The sequence below is a fragment of the Providencia sp. AGC89 genome, assembly GCF_053543535.1.
Genome location: NZ_JBIXLP010000002.1, coordinates 23,969 through 37,494, shown reverse-complemented (window position 1 = coordinate 37,494; position 13,526 = coordinate 23,969). Strand labels below are relative to the sequence as shown.

Genomic DNA, 13,526 nt, shown 5'->3' with positions numbered 1-13,526 from the left:
CTAAGTTGGACAATAGGCACCGATAATCGGCTTTGCGTCATCTCTGGGTTTATGAAGCTTTGCTGTCATAAGAAGTGAGATGAGCATCTACATCTATAATAATGCAGGATGCGTGCCAACTTTTATAAAAGCTATATTTTTGGGCCTATTTTTTTTTATTTCTCTCTACCCCTCGGATTGACTCGCTATTTTTAATCATCAATCCAACCTAGCTAGATAATTTCTCTCTATGAGTGTCCCTTCTCATATTTCGTTACACCTGCTTGTCTCAATTTAGAGACATCATAAATTCATTATTTATTTTTTCTTATAAATCAATGATTAAAATGTCTCCTTTTGGAGACAAGTAAGTAGAGGGTTGTATCAAGATCACGACACTTATCTTCTTCTCAAGAAAAAACAATAAGTTAAATAGCAATTCTCACAGTTCCAAAATATTACCTGTTTTAAAAAAACTTATGTGAAAACACAATCAACAAAAGTGATCCAACTGAAGGGGAAAGAAAAGAAGTTTTGACAAAGAAGCCAATAAAAAGACCAGGCAATAAAAAGCAAAAACCCCGCTATTAAGCGGGGTTCTTTAAATTGGTCGGCGAGAGAGGATTCGAACCTCCGACCCACTGGTCCCAAACCAGTTGCGCTACCAAGCTGCGCTACTCGCCGAAATTTTTGTAGTACTGATTTTTATAGCATTAGTTATCTTTTTTCGTGGTGCGAAAGGGGGGACTTGAACCCCCACGTCCATAGGACACTAACACCTGAAGCTAGCGCGTCTACCAATTCCGCCACCCTCGCAATGTCACAAAAAAATGGGGTGGCTAATGGGACTCGAACCCACGACAACTGGAATCACAATCCAGGGCTCTACCAACTGAGCTATAGCCACCATAACTTCACTTTTTTCAAAGCGTTGCTATTCTACTACATACAACGTCATTTTGCCAACCGTAGCGGCGTACTAAAAATGGTGCGCCCGACAGGATTCGAACCTGAGACCTCTGCCTCCGGAGGGCAGCGCTCTATCCAGCTGAGCTACGGGCGCTTAACGCCGTTGCGGGAGAGGATAGTACGGATTTATCCTCTCGCTGTCTAGTCCTTTTTGAAATAAAAATATCGATTGCTTGCCTTTTATCCATTTCGCTGAGAAAGAGAGCATATTCACCCCCTCAGACAACCAATTTCCGCTAAAAATACCCCAAAATACTTTAGCTAGGCCTGTTGATTTTCTCTATTCACCCAGCGAATTAAAAAATAAAGAACCGAAACCACCAATAAAAATATTGCCCCTACGATTAATGACAAGCGTGTATCTGGGTTAATCGCCATTCCAATCAACACACAAGCCAGAAAAAGTAATGTGGCATAATTCACCCATGGAAATAGTATCGACTTGAAAGTGTGCCCCTCAAGCTTTTCTTTATTTTGCTGGCGAAAGCGGATCTGGCTAGTAAGAAGCACTAACCATGGCACCATCCCCGGCAAAACACTAGCACTATATACATACACAAATACCTTCTCAGGGTTTGGAATAATATAGTTGAGACTAGAGCCTGCAACCAGACACAAGATAGTAAAGCCCACACAACGCCCAGGAACGCCATTTTTTGTGAGTTTTAAAAATGAACTTGGTAATTGTTTATTTTGTGCCAATGCGTATAGCATCCGCCCACCGCTATACATACCGCTATTGCAACCTGATAACGCAGCGGTCAACACCACAAAATTGATGACTGCTGCCGCAGAGACAATACCAACTTTTGCAAAGGTCAAAACAAATGGGCTTCCTTGTTGACCCACTTCAGTCCAAGGAAAAAGCGTAACAACGATAAAAATCGCCCCTACATAAAAAATCAAAATACGCCATAAGATATTATTAATGGCTTTTTTCAACGTGACTTTGGGGTTCTTCGCTTCCCCTGCTGTAATCCCTACTAATTCAACACCCTGATATGAAGCTACAACAATGCACAAAGCAAATAGAAAACCTTTCCAGCCGCCAGCAAAAAAGCCCCCATGCTCTGTTAAGTTCCCTAAACCGATAGGTTCAAAGTTATTACCAATACCAAAGAATATTAGCCCTAAACCAATCAAAATCATGACCACAATCGTGGTGACCTTGATCATAGCAAACCAAAACTCTAATTCCCCATACAAACGTACAGCCGCTAAGTTTGCTAAAGCAACTAATACCACTGCAATAATAGCAAAAACCCATTGTGGTACCTCAGGAAACCAGTATTCCGCATAAAAACCGATTGCGGTGATTTCTGAGATCCCAACGGCAACCCACATAAACCAATAACCCCAAGCAGTCAGGCATCCCCAAAATGGGCTAAGGTATTTATAACCAAAAGAAGCAAAAGACCCCGTGACAGGCTCAAGAAATAGCATCTCTCCCATCGAGCGCATGATGAAAAAAACAAAAATACCCGCGATGATATAGGCTAATAGAACAGAAGGCCCTGCCCATTTTAACGTGCTGGCTGAGCCCATAAACAGCCCAACACCAATGGTTCCACCAAGTGCAATAAGCTCGATATGGCGAGCTTCTAGCCCACGCTGAAGTCCCTGTTGTGGATTTTCCATAAATACCCCTGTCAAAAATTACCATGGTTAAATTACAGCGTTAATTAAAGCTTAGTAGTCATCACCACTGTAATCAGTCGAAAAATGTCAGTTAGGCAAATTTTAAAAACATATTGTGAGGAAAATTGAGCACAAACCGACGTTATTGCTTTAATTTTTGAGGGATTATAGAAATATTTGAAGAAAGAGACCAGCTATTACGCAAGTCTCTTTATTGGAAGAGTTACAACTTACCACCGTAATAGTAGCCTAAAAATTTCAGCAGCTTAAATTGACGAGTGATCCGTGATGGCTGCGATAACAAACGATATAACCATTCTAACCCTAAGTTTTGCCATACTTTAGGGGCGCGTTTGACATGACCAGTAAACACGTCATAAGTACCTCCCACGCCCATATACAAAGCTTCAGGGTGTACCTGTCGGCAGTCACGCATGAAAATTTCTTGCTTTGGAGAGCCCATTGCAACAGTCACTATTTTCGCACCGCTCGCATGGATACGTTCAAACAACGCATCCCTTTCTTCTGCAGTAAAATAACCGTTTTGAGACCCGACAATATTCACGTTCCACTGAGCGCGAAGCTTACTTTCTGTCTGCTCTAAAATTTCAGGTTTCCCACCGACTAAAAAAACGGGAGTGCCTTCTTTTCCTGCTCTTTCCATCAGGCCTTCCCACAAATCGGCACCTGCAACACGAGAAACGTCCGCTTGTGGGTATTTACGGCGAATAGCACGTACGATACTAATACCATCAGCATACAAGTACTCTGCTTGGCCTAGTAAGGTATTTAACGCGGTATCTTTTTCAGCGATCATCACTTTTTCCGCATTAATCGCAACTAGCGTTCCCGTTTTGGTTTCTCCATCTGCAAACAAATAATCTAAAAAATGGGCCATATTTTTGAAGCCCCAAATATTATGACCACGAATGCAATATTGTGGAACGGATGAAGCCTGAGTTGATAACGGTTCCATGATACTCCTTTAGCGACTTTCACGCTGTTGGCTTCTCAAAAGAGAAGCTGTTTTTATGCGGATAAGCCCCGCAGTTTCAAATAGCCAATACAATAATTTTGCTAAAATCAGACAAAGTCCAAATATTAAGCAGAAGAAAACCACTCGTGAGACGAAAGAATCGACCCCTTCTCGCGCTAAAACAATAATGTTAAAAATGGCGCCGAAGCAAAAGGCCTGCATAATGGCGGCTTTATAACGGTTCGGTTCTTTTAGGCTCATGCCATAAATCCAGTCAAACCATTTTATAATTAAGCCAACGGCTATCGCGCCCAACGGAATAAAAATCACACCGCCCATCACGACCAAAGAGCCGATAAGCGTCGGTGAAATCGCCAGTCCTGAGTGATTATTTAGCACTTCCCACGTAAAATAATTAGCAGAGTTCAAAACGGTATCTGGCCGTTCTGGCCAAACCCAAGATGGGATAAAAACATAGAAGTCACGGATAATTGGCGCAAGGCCTTGGAAATCCATTTCATCATAATGGCTGAGTAGCAGAGCCAAGTTTTCCCACGGTGAGAAAGTATCTCGGGTCAAATATAAAAAAGTGTAATAAGCTTCTGCTCCGTTCACATCAAGGCCATAACGTTTAAGAGCAAGCCAGAACATACCAACAATACTAGCTACCCCTGCTGCAGCTAGCATCCACAAGGTGATCCAACCACGCACGATACCGATGAATAAAAACAAAGCAAAAGCGATGATAATATTCGCTCTTGTTCCACCCACGATAACATACGTTAAAAAGCCAAAGGCAACGGTACTCACAAGGAAGAATACCCAACGCTTTTGGGTTGGTCGTAAGAAATAAACGATCAACATCGCAGGAATAAAGAAATAGAAAAAGCGTTTTAGTGCGACACCGGACACTTGGCTAGAAAAGATTTGGCTATAAGATTTCAACTTAAACAATAAGAAACCATTTTGCATGAAGAAGATACCAACTGTTACTACAGCTATTAATATCAACAGCATACACGTTAGATTGGTTTCAACTTTGTTCATGCTAAACAGAGCACGCCCTGATACCTCTGTACGCTTCGAAATCCGCGTTTTATAGGCAACGTAATAGATTGCATAAAAGCTGGTCGCAGCTAACTGTGCATAAAGCAAATAATCCGCCGGTACCACTGCGACATCAAATTGGAATACCAAAGCGCAAGTTAGCGGAAAGCCAAAATAAAATGTTAATAAATACAACATTGAAAAGAAAATATTGAAATTAAAGCGAACACGCACAAACTCTTTATAAAGCAAAGTACCAATAAAAATAATTGATATCAGGTAGACAAACGCCAAGCCACCTAATTCTGCATGTGTCATGCTCGCTCCTCCGCGGCACTGAGAACATCTTTCCAACCCTCAGTGAAATTAGGAGCAAAGAATTCAATATGTTGTTTATCAAGTAAGCTCATTTGACGTTGAGCCTCATCCACCAGCGAGGTTGTCAGTTCATCACCATAGAAAAATACAGGTACATTCTGCGCAGTTAAATCCTGCCAAAATGTATTTTGCCTGCTTATCACAAATGGAACCCCAAACTGGATAAGTAAACAGACCGTCCCCACACCTTGTTGGCGATTAAAAATAAAATAGCCAAGGTCACAAGACTTCAGCAAATTAAGGTAATCATCAAATTCCATACGGTCTTTTAGAATTTGCACTTGCCCTGCGGTGAACTCACTGTTTGCTGCTTGTTCGACTTGCTGTATATAACCTTGGTTATTCGCTGGGTAGCCCATTGGGACAATAACGTTAACCTTATCGCCAAATTGCTGTTTAATCGCGCTCAGAGCCTCTACATGGCGATTAGAACGATCACCTGAGTTACCGAGTAAGATAGTTAATTGCTCACCTTCACGGGGCTTACGCTCAGTAATCGTCAATGCAGGGTCCATTCGAGTCGGAAAATACAAGACCGATGCAGGCACTTTCGGATTCGATTGATGGAAATAACACAAATCGCCACGTGTTGCCCCAACATGGCCGACTTTTTTCTGAGCCAAACGGCGCAGAATATAAAACAATTTAAACTTTAATGAGTTAGATTCCTCATAAAGATCAGCACCCCAAATATGCCACCAAAACTGATGGGATTTAATTTGGCCAAATAGCAATGCTAGCCAAATTGGTGCGTTAAATTGCCCATGGAAGAAAAACCGGGTCCGGCGCTCAGCTTTTGCCCGCTGGATCACGCAATTAGCAACCGACTTTTTACTACTAAAAACTTCTATTTCGAGCTGTGGATATGCGTCAGCAAGCTGCGCATCATCACTTACGACCATAAAATGCGGTTTTGTTGACGGTGCCATTTCTTGGCAAATTACGTTATTAAAAAACGTCAATACCGTCTGATTATGGTGTGGGAGGTTTGATCCCAGTACATGTATTAAGGTTGTCATGCTCGCCTACGGTAAATCAAAAATACGCAACAACAGAGAGTAAAATATACAATATAGGTGGCCATATATGCCTGCGTGGCCCCAACAGCGCCATGCTCTGGAATAAACCAATGTGCAAAAACCATCAATAGCACAAACTGGCTCACTTCAGTTAAAACATAAAAACGTAATGCGGCTTTGGCAATCACTAGATAGCCGAATACATAAGCCCCTACTTTCAGTACATCTCCAACTAACTGCCAAGCAAAAAGGTCTCTCATTCCTATAAATTTTTCAGAGAATAGCAACCAAATCGCAAAGTCACGCAATAACCAAACAGTGAAACTCACTGCGGCCACTGCGGGTAAGACAAACTTCAATGCTTTGATGATCTCTGCTGAGATTTCACTTTTATGCTGCAAACGAGATAATGTTGGCAGCAAATAAACCGAAAATGTGGCGGTAATAAACTGTAAATAGGCATCAGAGATAGTAGTAACCCCTGTCCATAAGCCAACGTCATCCCAACTATAGGTTTGGGCCAGTAAATTTCGCATCATGATATAGGCAACTGGCAAAGTCACCGCAGTTAACATTGCCATGACGGTAAATTTACCCAAATTAGTCGCAATCGCTTTGTCCCATGCAGGTTTTAGCGATGACAACGCAAACTGTTTGCGTTTAATAACCATACCAGCCGCAGGTAATACGACCAATGCTGGCACCAATGCTAACCCTGCGAGTGCCCCTTCGTAGCCACCCACTAAATAGCATAAATAATAGGCAAAAACCCCAATTATGCTACCTAAAATAATCGCTAATGCATTAGCAGATGCGTCCCTATAGCCTTTTAGAATAGCCAAGAAATAATTTGAATAACCTATCCCCATTTGAATCAAGGCAACTACTTGAATAACAGAGCTATATTTCTCACTATCAAATAGCGCTACACTAATTGGCACACTGCAAAGTAAAAAAACAATCGCCAATAAGGTCGAAAAACCAAGGATAATCGTTGATGACGTCCCGAGTACTGCACGCAGTTTCTGTGGGTCTTGATGATGTTCCGCCACATATTTTGTGACACCATTAAAGATCCCTGCACCAGATAGTACCCCTAGTACCGTAATTAACTGACGGAAATTCCCCGCCAGCCCGACGCCACTAGGACCAAACGAGACAGCAAATAATTTGACAATTAACAGGCCTACCCCAATTTTAATTAGGGTAGAGCCAGCAGTCCAAACCGATGCTTTAGCTAACGACATTAGGCAAAGAACGCTTTGATTCGCTCAATGACGACTTGTTGCTCGTCATCCGTCATATTGTAAAACATCGGTAAGCGTACTAAACGGTCACTTTCAGACGTTGTATATTGGTCTTCACCATGAAAACGACCAAACTCCAAGCCCGCAGGGCTCGTGTGCAATGCCACATAATGGAATACAGTCAAAATACCGTGAGATTTCATATAGTCATTAAACACCGTACGTTCTTCCACATCCTTAAGCTTAATGTAGAACATATGGGCATTATGTTTCATACCTTCCGGTACTGTGGCTAAAACTAAACGCCCTGCTTCTGCCAGAGGTCGTAGCGCGTCGTAATAACGTTGCCAAAGCAGTAAACGGCGATCATTAATTTTGTCAGCTTCTTCTAATTGAGCCCACAAGTAAGCAGCTTGTAAGTCGGATAACAGATAGCTTGAGCCAATATCACGCCAAGTATATTTATCGACTTGCCCACGGAAAAATTGGCTACGGTTGGTCCCTTTTTCACGGATCACTTCAGCACGATTGATTAAATCTTTATCATTTATCAATGTTGCCCCACCCTCACCACCCGAAGAGTAGTTTTTGGTTTCATGAAAACTATAGCAACCGATATGGCCAATGGTACCCAGCGCTTTACCTTTGTAGGTTGACATCACACCTTGTGCGGCATCTTCAATAACGAATAAATCATGCTTTTTGGCAATGTCCATGATGGTATCCATTTCACAGGCTACACCTGCGTAATGAACTGGCACGATTGCTCGCGTACGCTCTGTAATCGCCGCTTCAATTTTAGTTTCATCAATATTCATTGTGTCTGGACGGATATCAACAAAAACAATTTTTGCGCCGCGCAGCACAAATGCGTTTGATGTTGATACAAACGTAAAACTAGGCATGATCACTTCATCGCCCGGCTTAATATCGATTAGAATCGCCGCCATCTCTAATGAAGCAGTACAAGAGGGTGTTAATTGAACTTTCGGGCAGTCAAAACGTTTTTCCATCCACTCTTCACAACGTTTAGTAAAACCACCGTCACCACACAGTTTGCCACTTTCCATGGCTTGTTTCATATACTCTAATTCAGTACCTACAATTGGCGGTTTATTAAATGGAATCATGTTGTCCCCTGTATAACCAATATGCAGTGCTTGCAATGGCAGCACCACTACGTGAATAAAGATTTAATGCAGCAACATTACTGATTTGAGTGGCAACATTTAACTGTCTTTTTTGGTGTTGCACACACCAATCAAATGCGGCTGACATCAACTTACGACCCACTCCTTGCCCTGTCGCTTCTGGCACTTTCGCTAACAGCCCAATACGTGCTGTGTCTGCATCAAGATGGCGTAAACTCACAAACCCTAAAATTGTGCCAGATGCGTCTTTAACTAATAAACAAGTGTGATCAAACGTACCAAGTACTGATTTTTCTATCCATAAAGCATAAAACCGCCCGCTATCACCTTCATTATACCAAGGTGCTCGGAAGCGACTTTTGCTAAAGACAGAAGCAGCAGCTTGTTTCAGTGCAGGGATATCATCCACTTGCGCTGTAACAATATTATCTGCCGCTGTTAAACCTGCTTTAAGATAAGCATTTTCTGTGCCAATAGTGAGTGCAAAGTCAATTTCACCTTCAACAAAAGAAAACCCCATACTTGCTAAGTCATCGATTAGCCCCGTTTCAGACGCCATGACTTTAGCCTGTACGATATCAAACTTATCCATCTGATAAGCAAGAATAATATTGGAGTTCCCCCCCGTGAAATTTAATTTTGCGGTCGAGCGTTGAAAAAAATCGCTCTCCCATTGCAAACTATCAATACTGGCGCGGACGGACACGTAATAAATCCTCTAAGTATTGCCCATAACCGGTTTTTTTCAGTTGCTCTGCTGAAGCCTGAACTTGCTCATCAGTAAGCCAGCCATTACGCCATGCTATTTCTTCTAAACAAGCAACTTTAAAACCTTGACGTTTTTCAACAGTTTGTACAAATGTGCCCGCTTCAATTAAGCTGTCATGCGTACCAGTATCTAACCAAGCAAAACCTCTTCCTAATAGCTCAACATTCAACTCACCGCGTTCTAAATACATTTGGTTAATTGAAGTAATTTCTAATTCACCACGCTCAGAAGGTTTTACTTGCTTAGCAAATTCAACGACTTGTTGGTCGTAGAAGTATAACCCTGTAACAGCCCAGTTAGATTTTGGTTTTTTAGGTTTTTCTTCGATGGAGAGCACTTTAAAATCATCAGTAAACTCCACCACACCAAAACGTTCAGGGTCCATGACTTGGTAGCCAAATACGGTTGCCCCCTGCTGCCTTTGCGCGACTGTTTTTAATTTCGGGCTAAATGAATGACCAAAGAAAATATTGTCACCCAGCACTAAGCAACATGAATCCCCATTGATAAATTCTTCACCAATAATAAAGGCTTGTGCTAAACCATCCGGTGATGGCTGCTCCGCATAGCTCAACTCAATACCAAATTCATGTCCATCACCTAATAAGCGTTTGAACATGGGTAAATCGTCAGGTGTCGAGATAATTAAAATCTCACGGATCCCCGCTAGCATCAGTACTGATAGCGGGTAATAAATCATGGGCTTATCGTAGATAGGCAATAACTGTTTAGAAATGCCACGAGTGATTGGGTGCAATCGCGTCCCCGACCCTCCTGCTAATATAATACCTTTCATACTTTCACCTAATTGCCAAGACCTAAGCGCTCGCCGGCATAGGAACCATCTTGCACACGACGCCACCAGGTTTCGTTATTCAAATACCACTGCACGGTTTTGCGAATGCCAGACTCAAATGTTTCTTGGGGCTTCCACCCCAATTCACTCTCAATTTTTTCAGCATCAATCGCATAACGCATATCGTGGCCCGGCCTATCTTTCACATAGGTAATGAGATCACGGTAGTGAGCAACGCCTTGTGGTTTCTGTGGTTGTAGCTCTTCCAATAACTCACAAATCGCTTCTACCACTTCGATATTACGGCGCTCATTATGCCCGCCGATATTGTAAGTGGTGCCCGGTTCAGCTGTTGTTGCCACTAAATGCAATGCACGCGCATGGTCCTCAACAAATAACCAATCACGAATTTGCTCCCCCTTACCGTATACAGGTAATGGCTTGCCCGCTAATGCATTGAGAATAATTAATGGGATCAATTTCTCAGGGAAATGATATGGACCATAATTATTCGAGCAATTAGTGATCATGGTTGGTAAACCATAAGTCCTTTCCCATGCCCTTACCAAATGGTCACTCGATGCTTTAGACGCAGAATATGGGCTACTTGGTGCATAAGGTGTTGTTTCAGTGAAGAACCCTTCTGGGCCTTCTAAATCGCCATACACTTCATCAGTGGAAATATGATGAAAGCGGAATGCAGCTTTTTTCTCTTCATCCAATGCAGACCAGTAGGAACGCGCGGCTTCTAACAGTGTGTAAGTCCCTACTATATTGGTTTCAATAAATGCAGCAGGGCCATCAATGGAGCGATCAACATGGCTTTCAGCAGCCAGATGCATGACTACATCTGGTTGATATTGTTCAAATACTTTGTCTAGTGCCGTTCTATCACAAATGTTCACTTGCTCAAAAGCATAGCGGGGGTGACTGGCAACAGCCGCTAAGGACTCTAAATTGCCAGCATAAGTTAAACAATCAACCACGACCGCACTGTCGCCAGTGTTCTCAATGATGTGACGAACAACCGCAGAACCGATAAACCCTGCGCCCCCAGTAATTAATATGCGTTTCAACGCCACACTCCTTTTGTATCAACAACCCATTTTTGTGGAATAGCTGAACCTTGAATACCTTTAAACATATTGTGATCAACTAACATGAGGATCACATCCGCTTCATTAACGGCTTGTTCAATCGATACTAATTCAGAAATACCTTTTAAAGAGGTTGGTAATTCATGGATATGAGGCTCAACCGCATAGGTTTTACCCGGGTTCCAGTTCGCCACCATTTTAGTAATGTGCATCGCTGGGCTTTCACGTAAGTCATCAATATTCGGTTTAAAAGATAAACCGAAGCACGCAATCGTCACTTCGTTGGCTTTTTTACCCGTTTCCACTAAACAATCTGCAACCGCAGCTTTTACTTGATCAACTACCCAAATAGGCTTGCCATCATTGACCAAGCGCGCCGTATGAATTAAGCGGGATTGTTTTGGATTTTGCGATACGATAAACCATGGGTCAACTGCGATGCAGTGCCCTCCAACACCCGGTCCCGGCTGAAGAATATTAACGCGAGGGTGGCGATTAGCGAGGCTAATTAGTTCCCACACATTGATATCTTGTTCAGCACAAATCAATGATAATTCGTTTGCAAAAGCGATATTAACATCACGGAAGCTATTTTCCGTTAGTTTACACATTTCAGCTGTTCTAGAGTTGGTAATAACACATTCACCTTCAAGGAAAATGTTATACAACTCACTGGCTCGTAGGGAAGATTTTGGCGTCATTCCACCCACGACACGGTCGTTTTTAATCAATTCGACCATGACTTGCCCCGGTAATACACGCTCAGGGCAATATGCAACATCGATATCTGCCTCTTCACCAGCTTGATGAGGGAAAGTTAAATCAGGACGAGCCTCTGCCATCCATTGTGCCATTTGCTCAGTCGTTCCCACTGGGGATGTCGACTCAAGGATCACTAAATCGCCTTTTTTCAGCACTGGAGCGACCGACTCTGCCGCAGCCCTAACATAAGTGAGGTCAGGCTCATGCTCACCTTTAAACGGTGTTGGCACAGCAATAAGATAAGCATCGGCAGGCTGTGGTGTAGTAAAGGCTTTCAGGTGACCTTCTTCAACGGCTTTTTTCACCACAACATCCAGCTCAGGTTCGACAATGTGGATTTTCCCCTGATTAATGGTGTCAACGGCGTGTTGATTAACATCTACACCAACCACTTGCTTTTTACGTGATGCAAAGGCTGCTGCTGTCGGTAAACCAATATAACCAAGGCCAATAACAGAAATAGTTTCAAAACTCATAATTTCACCTGATTACCTTTTAATGCTGCAAGAATACGCTGACATGCATGACCATCCCCATACGGGTTATGTGCGCGGCTCATTTCATGATATTCCGCGTCATCTGTCAGTAACCGATTAACTTCTTCCACAATTTTTTGTGTATCTGTCCCCACAAGGCGAACTGTACCTGCATCAACTGCTTCAGGGCGTTCTGTGGTGTCTCTCATAACCAAAACCGGCTTACCGAGAGAAGGAGCTTCCTCTTGAATACCGCCAGAATCCGTCAAAATCAAATAGGAATGATTCATCAAGTAAACGAACGGTAAATATTCTTGAGGGCTAATTAAAATAATATTATCAATGTCATGCAATATACGTTTAACTGGTTCACCCACATTAGGGTTCAAGTGAACTGGGTAAACAACTTGGACATCTGGGTGTGCTTGGGCAATCTCTGCTAATGCATGGCAAATACGTTCAAAACCACCACCAAAACTTTCGCGACGATGGCCTGTAACTAAAATCATTTTTTTGTTTGGGTCAATAAATGGATAATTAGCTGCCAATTTTTCCATCATATACTGGTCGCTCATTACTTTATCGCGCACCCACAATAGTGCATCAATAACCGTATTACCCGTGACAAAAATATGGCTATCAGGGATTGACTCTTTTAATAGATTTTGGCGCGAATTTTCAGTTGGAGCAAAATGATACATGGCTAAATGGCCTGCAATTTTACGGTTTGCTTCTTCAGGCCACGGTGAATAAAGATCACCAGTGCGTAACCCAGCTTCAACATGCCCGACTGGGATACGATGATAAAATGCGGCGAGGCTAGTCGCCATCGTTGTTGCTGTATCTCCATGAACCAAGACAACATCAGGTTGGAAATCAGCAAAGACAGCTTTTAACCCCTCGAGAATACGGCATGTAATATCGGTTAAATCTTGCCCAGGTTTCATAATATTGAGATCATAATCGGGAGTGATCTCAAACAGTTTCAGTACTTGATCTAGCATTTCACGATGCTGAGCGGTGACACATACTTTTGCTTCAAAAAATTCATCCGCAGCAAGTGCATGAACCAACGGTGCCATTTTAATAGCTTCAGGCCGTGTGCCGAATACAGTCAATACTTTCACAGTGACTCTCTTATATTTATCTTTCGCAGTGTGCTGCTTTTGTAATCTTAATGACTTCATAATGCCACTGATGAAAACATCAGTGGCATATCCCA

General features: G+C 42.5%; 11 protein-coding genes and 4 tRNA genes. All 15 read right to left on the bottom strand.

The window, feature by feature from the left end; translation table 11 throughout:
• Positions 1-586: 586 nt before the first annotated feature.
• The 15 genes from ACIPUA_RS00935 to wecB all read right to left on the bottom strand — a co-directional run bounded on the left by ACIPUA_RS00935 (position 587) and on the right by wecB (position 13,431).
• Positions 587-663, bottom strand: a tRNA-Pro gene (locus ACIPUA_RS00935).
• A 46-nt stretch (positions 664-709) separates the two neighbouring features.
• Positions 710-795, bottom strand: a tRNA-Leu gene (locus ACIPUA_RS00930).
• 15 nt (positions 796-810) lie between these two features.
• Positions 811-886: transfer RNA gene (locus tag ACIPUA_RS00925), tRNA-His, on the bottom strand.
• Between the two features lie 79 nt (positions 887-965).
• A tRNA-Arg gene (locus ACIPUA_RS00920) sits at positions 966-1,042 on the bottom strand.
• A 167-nt stretch (positions 1,043-1,209) separates the two neighbouring features.
• Entirely contained in the window at positions 1,210-2,586 is a 1,377-nt protein-coding gene (gene thrP, locus ACIPUA_RS00915) for a bifunctional threonine/serine APC transporter ThrP (protein WP_042845874.1), read from the bottom strand.
• 223 nt (positions 2,587-2,809) lie between these two features.
• Entirely contained in the window at positions 2,810-3,562 is a 753-nt protein-coding gene (gene wecG / locus ACIPUA_RS00910; protein ID WP_042845875.1) for a lipopolysaccharide N-acetylmannosaminouronosyltransferase, read from the bottom strand.
• Positions 3,563-3,571: 9 nt separating this feature from the next.
• A complete protein-coding gene (wzyE, locus tag ACIPUA_RS00905) occupies positions 3,572-4,927 on the bottom strand; it encodes an ECA oligosaccharide polymerase (RefSeq protein WP_042845876.1) in 1,356 nt (451 codons plus the stop codon).
• Complete coding sequence (locus ACIPUA_RS00900) at positions 4,924-6,006, bottom strand: TDP-N-acetylfucosamine:lipid II N-acetylfucosaminyltransferase (RefSeq protein WP_042845878.1); 1,083 nt, start codon at positions 6,004-6,006, stop codon at positions 4,924-4,926. The genes wzyE and ACIPUA_RS00900 overlap by 4 nt, the downstream gene beginning before the upstream one ends.
• Positions 6,003-7,253, bottom strand: coding sequence for a lipid III flippase WzxE (wzxE, locus tag ACIPUA_RS00895; protein WP_042845879.1), 1,251 nt, complete (start codon positions 7,251-7,253; stop codon positions 6,003-6,005). Before wzxE ends, ACIPUA_RS00900 begins: the two co-directional genes overlap by 4 nt.
• Entirely contained in the window at positions 7,253-8,383 is a 1,131-nt protein-coding gene (rffA, locus tag ACIPUA_RS00890; RefSeq protein ID WP_166696435.1) for a dTDP-4-amino-4,6-dideoxygalactose transaminase, read from the bottom strand. Before rffA ends, wzxE begins: the two co-directional genes overlap by 1 nt.
• A complete protein-coding gene (gene rffC / locus ACIPUA_RS00885; RefSeq protein WP_042845883.1) occupies positions 8,370-9,110 on the bottom strand; it encodes a dTDP-4-amino-4,6-dideoxy-D-galactose acyltransferase in 741 nt (246 codons plus the stop codon). The genes rffA and rffC overlap by 14 nt, the downstream gene beginning before the upstream one ends.
• Positions 9,088-9,969: a glucose-1-phosphate thymidylyltransferase RfbA gene (gene rfbA, locus ACIPUA_RS00880; protein ID WP_048605787.1), complete on the bottom strand. Its 882-nt coding sequence runs from the start codon at positions 9,967-9,969 to the stop codon at positions 9,088-9,090. Before rfbA ends, rffC begins: the two co-directional genes overlap by 23 nt.
• Before the next feature lie 8 nt (positions 9,970-9,977).
• Positions 9,978-11,045, bottom strand: a complete 1,068-nt coding sequence (gene rffG, locus ACIPUA_RS00875; RefSeq protein ID WP_210788863.1) for a dTDP-glucose 4,6-dehydratase — start codon at positions 11,043-11,045, stop codon at positions 9,978-9,980.
• A complete protein-coding gene (wecC, locus tag ACIPUA_RS00870) occupies positions 11,042-12,304 on the bottom strand; it encodes a UDP-N-acetyl-D-mannosamine dehydrogenase (protein ID WP_042845888.1) in 1,263 nt (420 codons plus the stop codon). Before wecC ends, rffG begins: the two co-directional genes overlap by 4 nt.
• The gene (gene wecB / locus ACIPUA_RS00865; RefSeq protein WP_048605856.1) at positions 12,301-13,431 is read right to left on the bottom strand and encodes a non-hydrolyzing UDP-N-acetylglucosamine 2-epimerase; all 1,131 of its coding nucleotides are present in this window, start codon (positions 13,429-13,431) and stop codon (positions 12,301-12,303) included. Before wecB ends, wecC begins: the two co-directional genes overlap by 4 nt.
• Between the last annotated feature and the right edge of the window lie 95 nt (positions 13,432-13,526).

Excerpts from the sequence above, each read along its gene's own strand:
- thrP (WP_042845874.1), bottom strand. The coding sequence starts at position 2,586 with ATGGAAAATCCACAACAGGGACTTCAGCGTGGGCTAGAAGCTCGCCAT.
- wecG (WP_042845875.1), bottom strand. The coding sequence starts at position 3,562 with ATGGAACCGTTATCAACTCAGGCTTCATCCGTTCCACAATATTGCATT.
- wzyE (WP_042845876.1), bottom strand. The coding sequence starts at position 4,927 with ATGACACATGCAGAATTAGGTGGCTTGGCGTTTGTCTACCTGATATCA.
- ACIPUA_RS00900 (WP_042845878.1), bottom strand. The coding sequence starts at position 6,006 with ATGACAACCTTAATACATGTACTGGGATCAAACCTCCCACACCATAAT.
- wzxE (WP_042845879.1), bottom strand. The coding sequence starts at position 7,253 with ATGTCGTTAGCTAAAGCATCGGTTTGGACTGCTGGCTCTACCCTAATT.
- rffA (WP_166696435.1), bottom strand. The coding sequence starts at position 8,383 with ATGATTCCATTTAATAAACCGCCAATTGTAGGTACTGAATTAGAGTAT.
- rfbA (WP_048605787.1), bottom strand. The coding sequence starts at position 9,969 with ATGAAAGGTATTATATTAGCAGGAGGGTCGGGGACGCGATTGCACCCA.
- wecC (WP_042845888.1), bottom strand. The coding sequence starts at position 12,304 with ATGAGTTTTGAAACTATTTCTGTTATTGGCCTTGGTTATATTGGTTTA.